Raw genomic sequence first — 17,511 nt, 5'->3', positions numbered from 1 at the left:
CCCCACCCCGCACGGCCCCACCGGACGCCGGCCCGGTGGGGCCGGATCATGGGTGCAGTACGTTGTCCCGGTGACGGACGGCATACGCGGACGATGGCGGGCGCTGCCGCGCCGGGCGCGGGCGGCTCTCGTGGTCTACGCCGCCGGATTCCTGGAAGGGACCGGCGATCACGCCCTGGTCCTGGCGCGCGGCGGACCGCACGCCTATGCCGGCTTCGGCCCCGTGCCGTTGCAGGTGTTCTTCGTCGCTCTGGTCGTCCTCGACCCGCTCGCCGCCGCCCTGACCCTGGGGCTGCGGCCCTGGGGCTTCCGGCTGGCGGCCGCGGTGATGACACTGGACGTCCTCGGCAACTGGTACGTCAACCGGCGCTGGGTGAAGGCGCATCCCGAAGAACTGCTGCGGCCGGTGGGGCTGTTGCCGATCACCCTCTTCGGACTGTTCGTCGTCGCCACGGCGCCTGTGCTGCTGCGTGTGGTGCGGGGTGTCGTAACGGCTGATCTTCCCGTGGCGCGGCCTGCGTCGGTCCGCAAGGATGCGGTACGGCAGTCCGGTCCCGACGGAAATGGAGCGCACCGATGACCTCTGCGGCCCCCCACGACCTCGTCGTCACCCAGGCCACCCTCGCCGACTGGCCGGTGATCGCCGGGTGGGCGGCGGCGGAGGGCTGGAATCCCGGAGTGTCCGACGGGCCGGCGTTCTTCGCGCAGGACCCCGACGGGTTCTTCCTCGGCCGGATCGACGGGGAGCCCGTCTCGGCCATCTCGGTCGTCAACTACGGCTCCGACTACGCCTTCCTGGGCTGCTACCTGGTCCGCCCCGACCTGCGCGGCCACGGCCACGGCCTCACCACCTGGAAGACCGCCCTAGCCCACGCCGGCAACCGCACCGTCGGCCTGGACGGAGTCGTCGCCCAGCAGCACAATTACCGCCAGTCCGGGTTCGAACTCGCCTACCGCACCATCCGGTTCACCGGCACCGCACCCGAGGGCGAGGTGCCCGACGGCATCCGGCCGGCCGGTCCCGCCGACCTCGCCGCGATCAGCGCCTACGACGGTGTCTGCTACCCGGCCGACCGTCCGCGCTTCCTCGCCGAGTGGCTGACCGGCCCCGGCCACCGGGCCTTCGTCCGTCACGACGGCGAACGTCTCACCGGCTACGGCGTGCTGCGCCCCGGCCGCGACAGCCTGCGCATCGGCCCCCTCTTCGCCGACACCACCGAGGACGCCCGGGCTCTCTTCGCCGCCCTCACGGCCGAGGCCGCCGGCCGCGAGGTCGCCATCGACGTGCCCGAGCCGAACACGGCCGGCCTCGCCCTCGCCGAAGAGGCCGGATTCCACGCCTCGTTCGAGACCGCCCGGATGTACACCGGGCCGGTCCGCGCCCACGCCCAGCACCGCGTGTACGGCGTCACCACCCTCGAACTCGGCTGAAATACCAAGGAGTTACCGAACCAGGCGGTGAGGCGGGGGAGTTACGACAGGAAGCGGCGCCGGTGCAGCTCGCGTACCTGGTCCACCAGCTCCGGCACCGGCCCCTCCACGGCCACACCGGGTGCGACCTCCTGGACGGGCAGCGCCCGCACCGGCGCCTGCGGTACCCCCCACTCGGCCAGCCAGCCGGACAGTTGCGCGGACGAGGCGACGTACACGATGCGGCCGAGCCCCGCCCAGGCGTGCGCGGCCGCGCACATCGGGCAGTGCTCGCCGGAGGTGTAGACGGTGGCCCCCGTCCGTTCCTCGGGCGTCAGATGCGCGGCCGACCAGCGGGCCAGCTCGAACTCGGGATGCCGGGTGCCGTCGCCGCCGGCCACCCGGTTGCGGTCCTCGGCCAGCACCGTGCCGTCCGCGCCCACGAGCAGCGACCCGAAGGGCTCGTCACCGGCGTCCAGCGCCTCACCGGCCAGCTCCACACAGCGGCGCAGATACCGCAGCTCACAGTCGTTCACCATCGCGCACCGACCTCCTCACCACATGATCTCCGGCGGCGCAGGGTACGGCCACCGCACCCGGCTCGGCCGACGGGCCTGCCTCCGGGGCACCACCGCGCCGCACGGCCGGGAAGGCGTACCGGCGGCCCGCCGTGACCGTGGCGAGCGCCAGCACGGCCGGTGCCAGCGCGGTCCACGGCAGGGCACCGACGCCCAGCGAGTCCAGCGCCACCCCGCCGGTGAGTGAACCGGCCGCGATGCCCGCGTTGTACACCGTGGTCTGCAGCGAGGTCGCCACATCGGCGTCGGCCGGGCCGGATGCGTCGACCAGCGCGGTCTGGATCAGCGTCGGCGCCCCGCCGAAGGCCATGCCCCACACCGCGACCGCGCCGACCAGCAGCGCGTGCGCCCCCGCACCCAGGCCCAGCACCGGCAGCACGCCCGCGAACAGGGCGAGCGCCACCAGCAGTGTGCGGCGCGGCCACCGGTCGATCAGCACACCGGTGAGCCAGATCCCGGCCACCGTGGCCGTCCCGAACACCGCGAGCAGCAGGCCCGTACGGCCGTACCCCACCTGCGCGGCGAACGGGGCGATGTACGTGTACATCACCTGGTGCCCCAGCAGCAGGAACAGGGTCACCGACAGCACCGGGCGGATCCCGGGGCGCCGTGCGACCCGGGTGAGCGGCACGCGCGCGTGCGCCGGTTCGCCGGGGAAGGCGGGCACGGACAGCCGTACCCAGCCCACGAGCAGCACGGCGAGCGCGGCCAGCGTGCCGAAGGCCGCGCGCCAGCCCACCGCACCGGCCAGCGCGGTACCTGCGGGCACGCCGAGCGACAGCGCCAGGGTGATCCCGGCGAGCACGACGGCGATGGCCCGCCCGCGCCGCTCGGCCGGCACCATCCGGGCCGCGTAGCCGGCCAGCATCGCCCACAGGGTGCCGCCCATCGCACCGGCCAGCAGCCGCGCCGCGAAGGTGAGCGGGTACGACGAGGACAGCGCGACCAGCGCGTTGCTCACGGCGAAGCCGAGCAGCGCCCCGGACAGCACCAGCCGCCGCGGCAGCCCGCGCAGCGCGGCGGTGACCGGGACCGCGGCCGCGAACGAGGCGGCCGCGTAGGCCGTGACGAGGAACCCGATCCGGGACTCGGCGACCCCGAGCGGCGGCGCCATCGCGGGTAGCAGCCCGGCCGGGAGGAGTTCCGTCATGACGGCGGTGAACGCGGCGCAGGACAGGGCGAGCAGCCCCGACCACGGCAAACGAACGCCCTTGACCTGGGAAGACGTGGAGAACATGGTCATGCGACCATGGTCGGAGCCTCACATCAATGTGAAGGTCAAACATGTGGCGGGAGGCCATGATGCGGATCGGTGAACTGTCGCGCCGCACCGGTGTCCCCACCCGGCTGCTGCGCTACTACGAGGAACAGGACCTGCTCCACCCCGAGCGCGCGGACAACGGCTACCGCAGCTATCCCGAGTCCGCGGTGGCCGACGTCCAGCAGATCCGCGGCCTGCTGGACTCCGGGCTCACCACCGAGATGATCCGCGTGATCCTGCCGTACCTCTCCGGGCCCGGCGAGCTGCACCCGCCCGCCGAGTGCGTGACCCCGCAGACGGCCGCCCTGCTCCAGGGGCACATCGACCGCATCCAGACGCGCATCGACTGCCTGGCCCGCAACCGTGACCGGCTCACCGCCTACCTCGCCGCCGTACGGCCGGACGCGAGCGGGTCCGACAGGCGGTAATTCCGTTGCCCGGCCGGGGCCGACCTGATCGGCTGTGCGCATGGATCACACAGCGGTACTCGCCCTCTACGACCGAGACATGCGTGAACGCGTCCGCCCCGACGGCCCCGGCGCCCGGATCGAACGGGCCGGCGCGGTCGTGCGCCACGTCGCGGACGCCCAGGGCTGGAACGGCGTGCTCTGGAGCGACCTGGACACGGCCGGCGCCGACCGGGCGATCCGCGAGCAGATCGAGTACTTCACCTCTCTCGGCCGGGACTTCGAGTGGAAGCTCTACGGCCACGACCAACCCGCGGACCTGGGCGCCCGGCTCACCGCCGCCGGATTCCGGGCCGAACCCGAGGAGACGCTGCTCGTCGCCGAGACCGGCCGGCTCGCTCTGGACGCCGAACCACCCGCCGGCATCCGGCTCGTGGCGGCCGCCGACGAGGCCGGCGTCGACCTCGTCGTGGCCGTGCACGAGCAGGCCTTCGGCACCGACGGCACCCGGCTGCGGCACCAGATGCTCACCCGGCTGGCCGCCGACCCCGGCACCGTCGTCGCCGTGGTCGCGCTCGCCGGGGACACACCGGTCAGCTCCGCCCGGATGGAGCTGGTGCCCGGCATCCCCTTCGCCGGGCTGTGGGGCGGCGGCACCGTCGAAGCCTGGCGCGGCCGGGGCATCTACCGCGCCCTGGTCGCCCACCGCGCCCGCATCGCCGCCGCCCACGGCTACCGCTACCTCCAGGTCGACGCCTCACCCATGAGCCGCCCGATCCTCGAGCGCCTCGGCTTCCACGCCCTGAGCACCACCACGCCCTATCTGTACGGAGAGTGAGGCGCCGCCCTCGCCCAGGGGGCTGTCCGTTCATTGCCAGGACTTTCTGTTCACCGGGCCTTCATGCCATGTACCTTTCAAACAGTCCACGCGTGTAGAACCCTCAATCCGGTTCTACGCGCGCAGATTTGGGCGCCCCCACCGCCCCTCCCCACCCCTCATGGAGGTTCGCCGGATGCTTGGATCCAGGAGATCCCGCCGCAGACTCACCACCGCCCTGGCCGGATTCGGGCTGCTCCTCACCGGAGCCGCCGTCCAGGTCGGCAGCGGCAGCACCCCCGCCCACGCGGCGACCACGCACCGCATCCTGTTCGACAACGCCCACGCCGAGACGGCCGGCAACGCCGACTGGATCATCTCCACCAGTCAGCCCGACCCGCTCGGCGAGAACTCCTCACCGTCCGCCGAGACGGACTGGACCGGCGCCCTCTCCTCCTGGGGTGTGGCGCTGCAGAAGACGGGCAACTACAGCCTGAAGACGCTGCCTTCGGGCAACAGCCTCAGCTACGGCGGCTCGTCCTCGCTCGACCTGTCGAACTTCGACACGCTGGTCCTGCCGGAGCCCAACACGCTGTTCACGAGCGCCGAGAAGACGGCGATCATGAACTTCGTGAAGAACGGCGGCGGGCTGTTCATGATCTCCGACCACACGAAATCGGACCGCAACAACGACGGTTACGACTCGGTCCAGATCCTCAACGACCTGATGACCAACAACAGCGTCGACTCGACCGACCCGTTCGGCTTCTCGATCGACTCGCTCAACATCTCCTCCGACCACCCGGCCGCGATCAGCGACAGCACCGACCCGGTGCTGCACGGCTCCTTCGGCACGGTCACCAAGAGCCTCATCGCCAACGGGACGACGGCCACGCTCAAGCCCGCCGACAACTCCTCCGTCAAGGGCCTGCTCTACCGCACCGGTTACTCCGGCAACACCGGCGCCTTCTTCCTGACCAGCGCCTTCGGCAGCGGCCGCGTCGCCTACTGGGGCGACAGCTCCCCGATCGACGACGGCACCGGCCAGGCGGGCAACACCCTGTACGACGGCTGGAACGACTCCAGTGCCACCAACGCGGCCCTCGCGCTCAACGCCACCGAGTGGCTCTCCGGCGCGAGCGGCACCAGCGGCGGCGGGACCGGAGGCGGCGGCACCGGAGGCGGCGGGACCGGAGGCGGCGGCACCGGCACCTGCACCGCCGCCCAGCTCCTCGGCAACCCGGGCTTCGAGTCCGGCAACACCACCTGGAGCGCGTCCAGCGGGGTGATCACCAACGCGACCGGTGAGTCGGCTCATTCGGGCTCGTACTACGCCTGGCTCGACGGCTACGGCACCGCCACCACCGACACCCTCTCCCAGTCGGTGACCATCCCGTCCGGCTGCTCAACGGCGACATTCGGCTTCTCCCTGCACGTCGACACCGCCGAGACCTCCACCAGCACGGCCTACGACACCCTCAAGGTGCAGGTGCTGAACAGCTCCGGCACGGTCCTGGGCACCCTGGCCACGTACTCGAACCTCGACGCGGCCTCCGGCTACACCCAGCGCAGCTTCGACCTCAGCGGCTACGCCGGGCAGACCGTCACGCTGAAGTTCACCGGCACCGAGGGCTCCCAGTACCAGACGTCCTTCGTCGTGGACGACACCGCGCTCAACGTCGCCTGACGCACCGGGGCCCGGCCTCGCGCCGGGCCCCACTCATGTCACGCCGCCGGAACCGTCCGCTCCGGCGTGTTCCAGCCGGAGATCCGCACACCCGGCGCCGAGCCCGCCAGATCGGCCGTCCGGTACGTCGCCGTCAGCGTCACCGACTCGCCCGGCCACAAGCTCACCTCGTTGTCCGACCAGCGCACCGGCAGCACCGGCCTGCCCTGCGTGTCCACGAGATGAACGTCCGTCAGCAGGGCCGGGGTCGTCCCGCTCCCGGTGTTGCGCAGGGTCACCGTCGTGGTCGACGTCCCGTCCGACGCGCTCGTGGCCGCCGTCGCCGAGACCGGCACCTGGGCCATCGAGGCGAGCCCCGTGAGATCGGCGTAGCTCGTCGTCGGTGTGTAGTACCAGGTGGTGCCGGACCAGTCGAGGGTGTCGGGCCGGGTGGAGAGCCAGTACACGTTCCGGCTCACCTCCTTGCCGTCCGTGTCCGTCAGCGTCAGGCGCAGCAGATACGTCGTCGACAGTGCGCTCACCGAGGCGGGCAGGGTGAGCGGGGTGGTGTGGGCGCCGTCGCCGGTCACCGAGACACCGCTCACCGACCTGTCGTACTTCTGTGTGCCGTCGGGGTCGAAGAGCGTGGCCCGCGCGGTCAGTCCGTGGACCGCGTCGTGCCGGTTGTTCACGACGGCGACCGAGCGGCTGTCGTAGCCGTACTGGATGTGCAGCGGCTCGTTCGCCTTCTTCGCGCCGAAGTAGGCGCCGCCCTGGTCGAGATAACGATCCGTCAGCTGCCAGTGCAGGGACGTCCAGCCGCTGTTGAACATCCAGTGGATCACTCCGGTGGCGGGCTTCGCGGAGTCGGCCGCGTTCCGCCCGTACGCCTCGAACTGGGCGCGGACGTTCTCGTACTGGGCCAGCTGGGCCTTGCGGACATAGTCGGCGAGGCTCTTCGGGGCGCCGTAGCGGCCGGTGAGGGCGGCGCCGTAGATCTTGAGGGTGTCGAAGACGGGGGACGGCGAGCGGTGGTACTGCCGGGCGCCCGGGTCCTTCCAGAGGGTGTCGAGTTCGGCCGGGGTGAGCATGCGGCGCAGGGTGTCGAGGGTGGGGATGCTCGGGCCCGCGCTGGTCTCGGAGTTGAAGCCGGTGGCCCCGCCCTCGCGCTTGGCGTACCAGTAGCCGGGCGGCACCCAGTCGTACGGCCCGGTCATCTTCAGCCCCGAACTGCCCAGCTGGGGCGAGGAGTTGTCGGAGGCGGCGGAGATCACCGGGGTGGTCCAGTCGGCGGCCTTCAGGGCGTCGAGGTAGGTCTTCTCGATCGTCGCGTCGGGTGCGAAGTCGCTGCCGATCAGGAAGGAGATCACGCTGGGGTGGTCGCGCAGCCGGGCGGCCTCGGCGGCCATGGACGCCTTCGCCACCGGATAGTCGGCGTCGGTCCACGGCTCCCCGGGCTCCGCGTCGCCGTTGACGTTGCCCTCCCACTTGTCGCAGCATTCCCAGCCGGGGAGGATGAGGATGCCGTAGCGGTCGGCCAGGTCGAAGAACTCGTCCGGCTCCAGGTGTCCTTCCAGGCGGATCGCGTTCAGGCCCAGGTCGACGGCGTACTTCAGCCGGTCCTCGGCGTAACGGCTGTCCCAGCGCAGGAACTCGTCCGGTGACCAGCCGCCGCCCTTGATCAGCAGCCGGCGGCCGTTGATCCGGTACTGGCGGGCGCCGTCGGAGTTCAGCGGTGCCCGGACGTCGCGGATGCCGAAGCTCTCGTGCGCGGTGTCCGAGGTCGTCCCGGCGACGGACGCGGTGAGGTCGAGGTCGTACAGCGGCTGTCCGCCCATCCCGGCCGGCCACCACACCCTGGGTGCGCTCAGACGCAGGCCCGGGGTGTCGGCGGGGGAGAAGGCGACGGTCCTCGTCTCGTGCGCGGCGAGCGTGACCTGCCGGGAGAAGCTCGCCCTGCCCACGGTGCCGGTGATCTCGGCCGTGACCGGCGCGCCGGTGTCGTTGCGGGCCTGTGCCTTCACCGTCAGGTCGGCGGTGGCGAGCGAGGGCACGGCCAGCCGGGTGAGCACGTGCGCGTCGCGCAGCGCGACCGGGCCGCCCCTGCGCACCAGGACGTCCCGGACGATCCCCATGTTCCGGTCGGGCGGCGGCTGGAGCCAGTCGATCCAGCCCATGGTCAGCTCGTTGTCGGGGTCGTTGGGCCGGATCCGGAAGGCGACCGTGTTCGTGCCCGGCCTGACCAGCGAGGTGACGTCCAGCTCGTGGTGGGTGTAGGCGCCGGTGACGTCCTCGGCGGTCGCGGCCCGGCGGCCGTTGACGTAGACGTCGGCCGCCGAGACGACCCCGCTGAAGTCGAGGGACGTGCGCCGGGCGGTGTCGTCGACGGTGAAGTCGGCGCGGTACCACCAGGGAACCTGGAAGTCGGCCCGCGGGATCTTCCGCAGGTTGGTGGAGAAGAACGGGTCGGCGTAGACGCCGTCGGCGAGCAGCGCGGCCAGCACGGTGGAGCGCGGGCCCGCCGGATACCAGCCCTGCGCCGGATAGCCGGGCGAGGAGACCGTGGCGGCGGAGTCGCTGACCTTCGCCGAGGACTGGATGGCGTATCCGGCGAGCGGGGTGCCGGTGCCTGCGGCGGAGGGGACCCGGGTGACCGGGGCCGGTGCCGGCTGATGGCGGGCGCCGGCCCAGGCGCCACCGCTCAGCGAGCCGAGCAGGCCCAGGACCAGTGCGGTGACGGCGTACCGGCGTGCGGACACGGCAGAGCTCCGCTCTTGTAAAGTTAGGAAACTTTACTAATCCGGCTTCACGTTAGGGGCCGGTGCGGGCCATGTCAATGAGCACGGCCGCCTCCGCCCCCGACATGGTCAGGCGCCGGCCGCCCGGCGCTCGAACACCAGGTCCCGGGCCGTGTCCAGCGCCGTGGCCACCGCGCCCAGCAGCACCGCGTCCTCGCCGAGCCGGCTCGGGGCGATGTGCGGGCGCAGTGGGGTGAGGGCGCGCAAGTGCTCCTGGACGGGGCGCAGCAGCAGGTCGACGCTGTGGCCGACGCCGCCGCCGAGCACCACGAGGTCCGGGTCGAGCACGGCGGCGGCCGCCGCGACGGTGTGCGCGATCCGCTCGCCCTCCAGCTCCACCGCCTTGACCGCGGCCGGATTGCCCTGCCGGGCCGCGTCGAAGACGGCCTTCGCCGTGAGCTGCCCGCTCATCCCGAACTGCCGGGCGGCCTCCACCACGGCCACCCCGGACACCGCGTCCTCCAGCCGCTCCGGCTTCTGCCGCCCCGGCCAGGGCAGGAAGCCGATCTCGCCGGCCAGTCCGTGCGCCCCCGTGAACAGCCGCCCCTCGCTGACCACCCCCATGCCGAGGCCGGTGCCGATGAGGATGTACGCGAACAGCCGGCTGCCGGTGCCGACGCCGTACGTGTACTCGCCGAGCGCGGCGAGATTGGCGTCGTTGTGCACCTCCAGCGGCACGCCCAGCTCCTCGCGCATCCGGTCGACCAGCCCCGCGCGGCCCCAGCCCGGCAGATGCATCGCGTACCGCACGCGCCGCTGCTTGTCGTCGTAGACACCCGGCGTGCCGATCACCCCGTGCACCACCTCGGCCGGGTCCACGCCCGAGCCCGCGATCACCTGGCGGGCGGTGCCCACCACCAGGTCGGCCAGCGCGGCGGAGGTGCGGGCCCGGTTGCGTACGTCGGCGCGGGCGACGACCGTGCCGTCCAGGTCGGCCACCGCCACCCGCAGCCAGCCCCGGCCGATGTCGACGCCGAGGGCGTGCCCGGCGGCCGGGTCGGGGGAGTAGAGCACGGCGGTACGCCCGCGCTCCGGGGCGTGGGTGCCGACCTCGTGCACCAGGCCGGCCCGGGCGAGTGAGGCCAGCGCGCTGGAGACCGTCGGCTTCGACAGGCCGGTCTCCCGGGCCAGTTGCGCGCGCGAGGCGGCGCCCTGGGCGCGCAGCCGGTCCAGCAGCAGCCGCTCGTTGGTGCTGCGCAGGCGCCTGCGGTTCCAGGGCTGTTCCTGCTGCTCCATGACATCACCGGCGGCCATCGCACCATTCTCACGCATTGCCCACGGATACTTGACGCAGCTAGTAAGGCTCCTTAACTTTATCGGCCAGTCAGCCCGGCCCGGGCGAGTCAGAGCGCCGGCACGTGGGCCGCGCGCCCGTCGCGTCAGGAGTCCCCATGTCCGGTAGCCCGCCGCCCACGGGTGGTTTCGTCCGCCGTGTCGGCCTGTTCCAGGCCACGGCCATCAACATGAGCCAGATGTGCGGCATCGGTCCGTTCGTGACGATCCCGCTGATGGTCGCCGCGTTCGGCGGTCCGCAAGCCGTCATCGGCTTCGTCGCGGGCGCGGTCCTCGCGCTGTGCGACGGACTGGTCTGGGCCGAGCTGGGCGCCTCGATGCCCGGTTCCGGCGGCAGTTACGTCTATCTGCGCCAGGCCTTCCAGTACCGCACCGGCCGGCTCGTGCCGTTCCTGTTCGTGTGGACGGCGATGCTCTTCATCCCGCTGATCATGTCGACCGGAGTGGTCGGTTTCGTGCAGTATCTGGGCTATCTGGCCCCCGGTCTCGGGCAGACGGCGGGCGACCTGACCGGCCTCGGCGTCATCGCCCTGGTGGTGATCCTGCTGTGGCGCGGCATCGAGCACATCGCCCGGATCACCGCCGTGATGTGGGCCGTGATGATCGCCTCCGTACTGCTGGTGATCACCGCCGCCGCCACCGACTTCAGCCCGCACCTGGCCTTCACCTACCCGTCGGGCGCCTTCGACCTGACGAGCGATCACTTCTGGCTCGGCTTCGCCGCGGGCCTGACCATCGGCATCTACGACTACCTCGGCTACAACACCACGGCCTACATGGGCGCCGAGATCAAGGACCCGGGCCGCAACCTCCCGCGCTCCATCCTCTACTCGATCGTCGGCATCATGGCGATCTATCTGCTGCTGCAGATCGGCACCCTCGGGGTGATCGACTGGCGCCGGATGACCGACCCGCACGACATCGCCTCCACCTCGGTGGCCTCGGCGGTGCTGGAGAAGACCTGGGGCAGGGGCGCGGCCGACACGGTGACCGTGCTGATCCTCGTCACCGCGTTCGCCTCGGTCTTCACCGGCCTGCTCGGCGGCTCCCGCGTGCCGTACGACGCCGCCCGTGACCGCGTCTTCTTCCGCCCGTACGAGAAGCTGCACCCGAAGCACCGCTTCCCCGTGCTGGGTCTCGCGACGATGGGTGTGATCACCGCGGTCGGCTTCCTGATCGGACGGCACACCGACCTCGCCACTCTGATCCAGTTGCTCACCACGGTCATGGTGATCGTCCAGGCGCTCGCCCAGATCGTCGCGCTGACCGTCCTGCGCAGGCGACAGCCGGAACTGCCCCGCCCGTACCGGATGTGGCTCTACCCGCTGCCGAGCATCCTCGCGTTCGCCGGCTGGTGCGTGATCTACGGCTACGCCGACAAGAGCTCCCCGGGCCGTCACCCCATCGAATGGTCGCTGGCCTGGCTGGCCCTCGGCTGTGTGGCCTTCCTGGTCTGGGCACGGCTGGAGAAGGTGTGGCCGTTCGGGCGGAAGGAGATCGCCGAGGAGTACAAGGTCCTTGAGATGAGCTAGAGTTACGGCAGTCTTCGCGAGCCTCCCCGGAACGGACGTCCTGTCCGCCGGGGAGGCTCTCGTTCTATGACCGACACATTCTCATCGGACGTGACCGTCCGACCCGCGACCCCTGACGACCGGCCCACCGTCGAACGCCTGTGGCTGATGTTCCGCCACGACCTCTCCGAGTTCCGGGGTGTCCTGCCCGGCCCGGAAGGTACCTTCCGCGACGAGTGGGTGGAGTACGCCTTCACCCGGCCGGGCTGGGCGCCGTATCTGTTCCTGTGCGGCGAACGGCCGGCCGGCTTCGCGTTCGTGCGCGCGCTGGACGAGCCGGTGCGGGTGCTGAACAGCTTCTTCGTCGTGCGCGGGGCGCGGCGCCGGCGCGTCGGGCTGCGGGCCGTACGCGCGGTGCTCACCCGGCATCCCGGCCCCTGGGAGATCGCCTTCCAGCACGACAACCCCGCCGCCGTGGCCTTCTGGCACGGGGTCGCCTCGGACCTCGCCGGGGACGCCTGGACGCGGGAACTCCGTCCGGTTCCGGACCGGCCCGAACTGCCGCCGGACGTCTGGCTGTCCTTCCACGTCGGGCCGGCCGTGCCACCGTTCGGGCTTCAGCGCACGGGTGGCTGACGGGTCACCGGGGAGCGACGGCCGTCGCCCGCAGCGGGGCCGGTCACCACGCCACGCGCGCGGACCGATCGAGGTGACGGTGAGCGCCTCGGACATCCGGGCACCGGAGACCGGCCGGGCCGTCCGGGTTTCGGGTCCGATTGACATGCAAGTGATTGCCTGCATAACGTTGAGTGTGCGATCAGACGACGACACCGGGATGGACAAGGTCTTCAAGGCGCTGGCCGACGACACACGCAGGCGCCTGCTGGACCGGCTCCACGAGAACAACGGCCAGACCCTGGGCGAACTGTGCGAGCGCATCGCCATGACGCGCCAGGCGGTGACCCAGCACCTGGCCGTCCTGGAGGCCGCCAATCTGATCACCACCGTGCGGCGGGGGCGGGAAAAGCTGCACTACCTCAATCCCGTGCCGCTCCACGAGATCCAGGAGCGGTGGATCGACAAGTTCGAGCGCCCGCGCCTGCGCGCGCTCGGCGCCCTGAAGCGACGAGCCGAGGAAGCCATGACCGACAAGCCCAGCTTTGTGTACGTCACCTACATCGCGAGCACGCCCGAGAAGGTCTGGGAGGCGCTCACCGACGCCGACCTCACGGCCGCCTACTGGGGTCACCGCAACGAGTCCGACTGGCAGGTCGGCTCCCGCTGGGCGCATGTGCGCACCGACGGCTCCGGGGTCGAGGACGTCGTCGGCCGGGTGGTCGAGAGCGAGCCGCCGACCCGGCTGGTCACCACCTGGGCCGCGCCCGGCGAGGAGGACCAGGAGGACCGGCACTCGAGGGTCACCTACGAGATCCGGCCGCACGGGGACATCGTCCGGCTGACCGTCATCCACGAGGACCTCAACGACGAGCGCGCGCGCTCGGAGGTCGGTTCCGGCTGGCCGGCCGTGCTGTCCAACCTCAAGTCCCTGCTGGAGACCGGGCGAACCCTGCCGCAGGAGCCCTGGCTGGTGCCGAGCCACTGAGCGGGCGCGGGGGAGGCCGGTCCGCCCGGAGCGGACCGGCCTCCTGTGCATGCCGGTTCGTGTGGCCTCCGCTTCCTTTCTCGCGTCTCCTCTACGGCTTGGGTGTGCTCTTGGCCGCCGTGCCGGCGCAGACCAGTCCGAGCACGAGCGCCAGTGCGCCGATGACGACGTTGTTGATGATCACGCCCTTGTCGGGGGCACTCCCCACGACCCAGGGGGCGATGATCAGCCAGATGCCCATGGCGCACATGGCCCAGCTCAGGCCGTACATCCGCTCGGGAGCCCTGGTGAAACCGAGTGCCAGCAGGCCTATCGCCACGCCCATGATCAGGTTGTGGGTCATGAGCGCGGGCTGGCTCGCCGTGTAGTGCACGATCCACGGAGATGCCGCGCAGTACAGGCCGAGCAGGAACACCGGCCCGTCCACGAGCGCCACATCGCGACCGCCGAGCATGCGGGCGTAGCGTTCCCGCATTTCGGAGACATCGGGGTGGGTCGACAGATCACCCCTGTGCGAGACGTCTGACATGACTCGTCTCCTTTGACTTCGCAGGCCAGACCGCGTCTGGTGCGGTGCGGGTAAGCACCGCTTGACTCCATTTTGCTCTTATTTCTTCTTTATGTGTAGGTCTTCGATGCGCGGCGCCATCCGCCCTGGTCCGCGATACGAGACCGGTTCGGATCTTCCTTGACGGCCTCATCGGCGGCTGCGACGATCGACGCCATGATGATGCGACTGGACCTCACGCGGCGACGCCATGTCGACCTCGCGCGCGTTGCCAGCGCCTCCTGTTGTGCCGCGGTCTGATCAGCTGACCCTTCCTCCGGTCCGCCGCGCCTTTCTCCCGCCCGTTCTCGGCTGAACCTCCCCGCCTTCCCGGCGCGCGGAATCCGGCATGTCCGAAGAACGTCACCGAACAACTCCGCACCGGGAGTTCCGCATGCCCGGGGACCGCGTACTCCGGCGTGTGCGCGCTGCCGCTCGTCACGGGAGCCGGAGGCTCAACCCGTCGATGAGGAGCGGGAGTCGGGGCGAAACGCGATTCGGGCCTGACCGTCACACCATCGCGCACTCCCAGAAACGAGGCATCCATGGCCACCGTCCTGTCCGTCTCCGGCAGCCCCTCCGCCACCTCGCGCACCGTTCGCCTGCTGCGCCACCTGGACCAGCGGCTGACCGCCCAGGGGCATGACGTGATCCCGCTCGACGTCCGTGCCCTCCCGGCCGAGGCCCTGCTCGGCGCTGACGTCCGGCACCCGGCCATCACCCGGGCCGCCGAGCTGTTCGCCCGCGCCGACGGCGTCCTGATCGGCACGCCCATCTACAAGGCGTCGTACTCCGGTGTGCTCAAGGCGCTGCTCGATCTGCTCCCGCAGTACGCGCTCACCGGCAAGACCGTGCTGCCGCTCGCCACGGGTGGGTCCACCGCCCATGTGCTCGCCATCGACTACGCGCTGCGGCCGGTGCTGAACTCCATGGGTGCCGCCCACATAGTCCAGGGCTGGTTCACCCTCGACAAGGACATCACCGTACGCGAGGACGGCTCGCTGACTCTCGCCCCGGCCACCGCCGAGGCGCTCGGGCAGGTGGTGGACCAGTTCTCGGCCGCTCTCGGCCGGACCCCGGTTCTGGCGGCGGCGAGCTGAGCGTGCCCGCACGGTCGCCGGCCGGCACCCGTTCGGTGCTCAACTCCCTCAACTCGCACCGTCAGCGGGGCCACGCCGCCCGTCCCCGACCCCCTCACGAGCCGCCTCGCCGGAAGGTCCAGCACCTCGCCCGGTACGCGCCGACCGGAACCCGGTCGCCCCGCCACGGCCCGCTCTGACGCACGATCCCGAACGGAGAATCCCCGTGTCCCTCACCTTCCACTGGTTCCTGCCCACCAACGGTGACAGCCGCCATGTCGTCGGCGGCGGTCACGGCACCCCGGCGACCGCCTCCGGCCTGGACCGGCCGCCCACGGTCGCCTGTCTGAGCCAGATCGCCCGGGCCGCCGAGCAACTCGGCTTCGCCGCCGCGCTCACGCCGACCGGTGCCTGGTGCGAGGACGCGTGGCTGACCACCGCCATGGTCAGCCAGAACTCCGAGCGGCTGAAGTTCCTGGTCGCCTTCCGGCCCGGCTCCGTCTCGCCGACGCTCGCCGCGCAGATGGCGTCCACCTTCCAGCGGCAGAGCGGCGGACGGCTGCTGCTCAACGTCGTCACCGGCGGCGAGACCCGCGAGCAGCGGGCCTACGGCGACTTCCTCGACAAGGACGCCCGCTATCGCCGTACCGGTGAATTCCTGCACATCGTGCGCCAGTTGTGGGACGGCAAGAGCGTCGACCTGCACGGGGAGCACCTCCAGGTGGAGGACGCCAGGCTCAGCCGGGTGCCCGACCCGGTGCCCGAGGTGTACTTCGGCGGCTCCTCGCCCGCCGCGGGTGAGGTCGCGGCCAAGTACGCCGACGTGTACCTCACGTGGGGCGAACCGCCCGCCCAGGTCGCCGAGAAGATCGCCTGGATCCGCGAACTGGCCGCGGCGCACGGCCGTACCCTGCGTTTCGGCATCCGGCTGCACGTCATCACCCGGGACACCTCGGAGCAGGCCTGGGCGGAGGCGGACCGGCTGCTCGACGGCTTCGACCCCGCGACCGTCGAGGCCGTACAGGCGGGGCTCGCGCGCAGCGAGTCCGAGGGCCAGCAGCGCATGCTCGCCCTGCACGGCGGCAGCCGGGAGAGCCTGGAGATCCACCCCAACCTGTGGGCCGGCATCGGCCTGGTGCGCGGCGGCGCGGGCACGGCCCTGGTCGGCAGCCACGACGAGGTGGTGGAGCGGATCAAGGAGTACCACGCCCTCGGCATCGACGAGTTCGTGCTGTCCGGCTACCCGCACCTGGAGGAGGCGTACTGGTTCGGCGAGGGCGTCCTGCCCCGGCTCGCCGCACAGGGGCTGTGGACCCACCCCTACGCCGAGCCGGCCACTCCCTCGCCCCAGGTGCCGTTCGCGAGCTGAACAAACGGCCAGGGCCTCGCTTTGCGTGGCTCAGGCTCCGCCCAGCGCCCGCAGGTGGGCCGTACGGGTCTCGGCCGTCTGCCCCTGCACCAGCAGGAACAGTGCCTCCCGGGCAAGGCGCTGGGCCCGGTTCGTCAGCGCCATGGACCGGCCGCCCCCGGCGACCACCGCCGCCGTGGTGGCCGTACGGAGCATCTCGTACGCCGCCGCCCGCACCGCCAGCCGCTCCTCGGCCCGCTCCAGCGGCGCCGGATGGTCGGCCAGGGCGTAGGCCCGCCGGCGGACGTCGGCGAGGCGGGCGCGCAGCGGGGCGGCCGCCTCCTCGTCCAGCAGGCACAGGGCGGCCTCGGCGACGCCGAAGACCGCCGGGTTGGCATTCAGCGTCCGGGCCCGGTCTCCCGGCGCCCAGCGCTCGTACGGCATCCGCAGGGCCACCGCCTCCTCGGGCAGCCACAGTCCCGTCAGCTCCAGCGACACCGTGCGCGCGGCGGTGAGGGCGGCCAGGCGCATCGGCGCCGAGGCCCGCAGCCCCGGCTGGTCGCGGGCCTCGGCGAAGGCGAACAGCACCTCACCGGCGTCGGTCACCCCGGCGAGCAGCATCACGTCGTTCAGCCCCCAGCCGGTGTACCAGGGCACCGTCCCGTCGAACCGCCGGCCGCCGCCCTCCCGGCGCACACGCACCGGCACGCGCGGATACGACCGCAGATGCGCGTACGCCACCCCGGCCAGCAGCTCACCGCGCGCCAGCGGGCCCAACAGGCGCTCACGGACGGGCAGTTCACTCTGTGCGAGGGTCTGCACCGGGGTGTGGTGCTGGGTCTGCACGAACCAGGTCGAGCAGCACGCACCGGCCAGGATCTCGGCGGTCTCCCGCAGTACGGCGGGCGGAGCGCCGGCACCGCCGTACGCGACCGGTGCCACCACACCCAGCAGCCCGGACCGCTTCACCGCCGCGATGTGGCTCGCGGGCACGCCCTCCTGGTCCACCCGCCCGGCCTCGGGGACGAGCAGTTCGGCGGCGAGCCGGCGGGCACGGGTGACGAGCGGATGCGCGGTGGTGGTGGTCATGGCGAGGATTCTTCCGGACTCCTTCTTCCGGAATTCCGGGGCGCGGTGTCGATCCGGGGACCCGGCGTTCGTGTAGGAGGTGACAGAGAGCCGAGAGGCTCCGC

Annotated in this window: 17 protein-coding genes; 11 read left to right on the top strand and 6 right to left on the bottom strand. The window is 71.7% G+C overall.

From position 1 onward, the window contains the following. Positions 1-70: 70 nt before the first annotated feature. Together ACH47Z_RS34395 and ACH47Z_RS34390 are read left to right on the top strand one after the other, a co-directional pair. Positions 71-580, top strand: coding sequence for a hypothetical protein (locus ACH47Z_RS34395; RefSeq protein ID WP_399080812.1), 510 nt, complete (start codon positions 71-73; stop codon positions 578-580). Then, the gene (locus ACH47Z_RS34390; protein ID WP_399080810.1) at positions 577-1,431 is read left to right on the top strand and encodes a GNAT family N-acetyltransferase; all 855 of its coding nucleotides are present in this window, start codon (positions 577-579) and stop codon (positions 1,429-1,431) included. Before ACH47Z_RS34395 ends, ACH47Z_RS34390 begins: the two co-directional genes overlap by 4 nt. 41 nt (positions 1,432-1,472) lie before the next feature. Here ACH47Z_RS34390 and ACH47Z_RS34385 read toward each other — a convergent pair whose 3' ends face one another. Further along, positions 1,473-1,949 (bottom strand): nucleoside deaminase, encoded by a 477-nt coding sequence (locus tag ACH47Z_RS34385; protein WP_399080808.1) that lies wholly within the window; start codon positions 1,947-1,949, stop codon positions 1,473-1,475. Next, positions 1,933-3,231: an MFS transporter gene (locus tag ACH47Z_RS34380; RefSeq protein WP_399080806.1), complete on the bottom strand. Its 1,299-nt coding sequence runs from the start codon at positions 3,229-3,231 to the stop codon at positions 1,933-1,935. Before ACH47Z_RS34380 ends, ACH47Z_RS34385 begins: the two co-directional genes overlap by 17 nt. Positions 3,232-3,290: 59 nt before the next feature. On the opposite strand from ACH47Z_RS34380, the gene ACH47Z_RS34375 reads away from it, so the two are divergent. The 3 genes from ACH47Z_RS34375 (at position 3,291) to ACH47Z_RS34365 (ending at position 6,160) form a co-directional block, all read left to right on the top strand. Next, positions 3,291-3,677: a MerR family transcriptional regulator gene (locus ACH47Z_RS34375; protein ID WP_399080898.1), complete on the top strand. Its 387-nt coding sequence runs from the start codon at positions 3,291-3,293 to the stop codon at positions 3,675-3,677. Positions 3,678-3,717: 40 nt separating this feature from the next. Beyond that, on the top strand, positions 3,718-4,494 hold the full coding sequence (locus ACH47Z_RS34370; protein ID WP_399080804.1) for a GNAT family N-acetyltransferase: 777 nt from the start codon (positions 3,718-3,720) through the stop codon (positions 4,492-4,494). 175 nt (positions 4,495-4,669) lie between these two features. Further along, on the top strand, positions 4,670-6,160 hold the full coding sequence (locus ACH47Z_RS34365; RefSeq protein ID WP_399080802.1) for a hydrolase: 1,491 nt from the start codon (positions 4,670-4,672) through the stop codon (positions 6,158-6,160). A gap of 38 nt (positions 6,161-6,198) precedes the next feature. On the opposite strand, the gene ACH47Z_RS34360 is transcribed toward ACH47Z_RS34365, so the two are convergent. Together ACH47Z_RS34360 and ACH47Z_RS34355 are read right to left on the bottom strand one after the other, a co-directional pair. After that, positions 6,199-8,898 carry a glycosyl hydrolase 2 galactose-binding domain-containing protein gene (locus ACH47Z_RS34360; protein WP_399080800.1) on the bottom strand — a complete coding sequence of 900 codons (2,700 nt, stop codon included), beginning with the start codon at positions 8,896-8,898 and terminating at the stop codon, positions 6,199-6,201. Between the two features lie 108 nt (positions 8,899-9,006). After that, positions 9,007-10,209 (bottom strand): ROK family protein, encoded by a 1,203-nt coding sequence (locus ACH47Z_RS34355; RefSeq protein WP_399080798.1) that lies wholly within the window; start codon positions 10,207-10,209, stop codon positions 9,007-9,009. Between the two features lie 119 nt (positions 10,210-10,328). Here ACH47Z_RS34355 and ACH47Z_RS34350 point away from each other — a divergent pair, with 119 nt between their 5' ends. The 3 genes from ACH47Z_RS34350 to ACH47Z_RS34340 all read left to right on the top strand — a co-directional run bounded on the left by ACH47Z_RS34350 (position 10,329) and on the right by ACH47Z_RS34340 (position 13,344). After that, complete coding sequence (locus tag ACH47Z_RS34350; protein WP_399080796.1) at positions 10,329-11,762, top strand: APC family permease; 1,434 nt, start codon at positions 10,329-10,331, stop codon at positions 11,760-11,762. A gap of 66 nt (positions 11,763-11,828) precedes the next feature. Further along, on the top strand, positions 11,829-12,377 hold the full coding sequence (locus ACH47Z_RS34345) for a GNAT family N-acetyltransferase (protein ID WP_399080794.1): 549 nt from the start codon (positions 11,829-11,831) through the stop codon (positions 12,375-12,377). A 199-nt stretch (positions 12,378-12,576) separates the two neighbouring features. Continuing rightward, positions 12,577-13,344 (top strand): ArsR/SmtB family transcription factor, encoded by a 768-nt coding sequence (locus tag ACH47Z_RS34340; protein ID WP_399080896.1) that lies wholly within the window; start codon positions 12,577-12,579, stop codon positions 13,342-13,344. A 91-nt stretch (positions 13,345-13,435) separates the two neighbouring features. Here the strand turns inward: ACH47Z_RS34340 and ACH47Z_RS34335 are convergent, their stop codons facing one another. Next, positions 13,436-13,873 (bottom strand): SPW repeat protein, encoded by a 438-nt coding sequence (locus tag ACH47Z_RS34335; RefSeq protein WP_399080792.1) that lies wholly within the window; start codon positions 13,871-13,873, stop codon positions 13,436-13,438. A gap of 195 nt (positions 13,874-14,068) precedes the next feature. On the opposite strand from ACH47Z_RS34335, the gene ACH47Z_RS34330 reads away from it, so the two are divergent. From ACH47Z_RS34330 to ACH47Z_RS34320, 3 genes are all read left to right on the top strand, one after another. Beyond that, positions 14,069-14,152, top strand: a complete 84-nt coding sequence (locus ACH47Z_RS34330) for a putative leader peptide (RefSeq protein ID WP_399080894.1) — start codon at positions 14,069-14,071, stop codon at positions 14,150-14,152. A 284-nt stretch (positions 14,153-14,436) separates the two neighbouring features. Continuing rightward, complete coding sequence (ssuE, locus tag ACH47Z_RS34325; protein ID WP_399080790.1) at positions 14,437-14,991, top strand: NADPH-dependent FMN reductase; 555 nt, start codon at positions 14,437-14,439, stop codon at positions 14,989-14,991. A 205-nt stretch (positions 14,992-15,196) separates the two neighbouring features. Next, complete coding sequence (locus ACH47Z_RS34320) at positions 15,197-16,339, top strand: LLM class flavin-dependent oxidoreductase (RefSeq protein ID WP_399080788.1); 1,143 nt, start codon at positions 15,197-15,199, stop codon at positions 16,337-16,339. Positions 16,340-16,369: 30 nt separating this feature from the next. Here ACH47Z_RS34320 and ACH47Z_RS34315 read toward each other — a convergent pair whose 3' ends face one another. Then, entirely contained in the window at positions 16,370-17,407 is a 1,038-nt protein-coding gene (locus ACH47Z_RS34315) for an acyl-CoA dehydrogenase family protein (RefSeq protein WP_399080786.1), read from the bottom strand. Positions 17,408-17,511: the final 104 nt, after the last annotated feature.

Source organism: Streptomyces sp. NPDC020192, assembly GCF_044388685.1.
In the GTDB taxonomy this organism is placed as follows: domain Bacteria; phylum Actinomycetota; class Actinomycetes; order Streptomycetales; family Streptomycetaceae; genus Streptomyces.
Note: the sequence above shows the minus strand (reverse complement) of the source record. Positions and strands in the feature narration are given on the sequence as shown.

What these genes read in the sequence shown, in the direction of transcription:
- ACH47Z_RS34390 (WP_399080810.1), top strand. Translation starts at nt 577, where the DNA reads ATGACCTCTGCGGCCCCCCACGACCTCGTCGTCACCCAGGCCACCCTC.
- ACH47Z_RS34370 (WP_399080804.1), top strand. Translation starts at nt 3,718, where the DNA reads ATGGATCACACAGCGGTACTCGCCCTCTACGACCGAGACATGCGTGAA.
- ssuE (WP_399080790.1), top strand. Translation starts at nt 14,437, where the DNA reads ATGGCCACCGTCCTGTCCGTCTCCGGCAGCCCCTCCGCCACCTCGCGC.
- ACH47Z_RS34335 (WP_399080792.1), bottom strand. Translation starts at nt 13,873, where the DNA reads ATGTCAGACGTCTCGCACAGGGGTGATCTGTCGACCCACCCCGATGTC.
- ACH47Z_RS34345 (WP_399080794.1), top strand. Translation starts at nt 11,829, where the DNA reads ATGACCGACACATTCTCATCGGACGTGACCGTCCGACCCGCGACCCCT.
- ACH47Z_RS34380 (WP_399080806.1), bottom strand. Translation starts at nt 3,231, where the DNA reads ATGACCATGTTCTCCACGTCTTCCCAGGTCAAGGGCGTTCGTTTGCCG.
- ACH47Z_RS34330 (WP_399080894.1), top strand. Translation starts at nt 14,069, where the DNA reads ATGATGATGCGACTGGACCTCACGCGGCGACGCCATGTCGACCTCGCG.
- ACH47Z_RS34315 (WP_399080786.1), bottom strand. Translation starts at nt 17,407, where the DNA reads ATGACCACCACCACCGCGCATCCGCTCGTCACCCGTGCCCGCCGGCTC.
- ACH47Z_RS34385 (WP_399080808.1), bottom strand. Translation starts at nt 1,949, where the DNA reads ATGGTGAACGACTGTGAGCTGCGGTATCTGCGCCGCTGTGTGGAGCTG.
- ACH47Z_RS34355 (WP_399080798.1), bottom strand. Translation starts at nt 10,209, where the DNA reads ATGCGTGAGAATGGTGCGATGGCCGCCGGTGATGTCATGGAGCAGCAG.
- ACH47Z_RS34350 (WP_399080796.1), top strand. Translation starts at nt 10,329, where the DNA reads ATGTCCGGTAGCCCGCCGCCCACGGGTGGTTTCGTCCGCCGTGTCGGC.
- ACH47Z_RS34340 (WP_399080896.1), top strand. Translation starts at nt 12,577, where the DNA reads ATGGACAAGGTCTTCAAGGCGCTGGCCGACGACACACGCAGGCGCCTG.
- ACH47Z_RS34365 (WP_399080802.1), top strand. Translation starts at nt 4,670, where the DNA reads ATGCTTGGATCCAGGAGATCCCGCCGCAGACTCACCACCGCCCTGGCC.
- ACH47Z_RS34375 (WP_399080898.1), top strand. Translation starts at nt 3,291, where the DNA reads ATGCGGATCGGTGAACTGTCGCGCCGCACCGGTGTCCCCACCCGGCTG.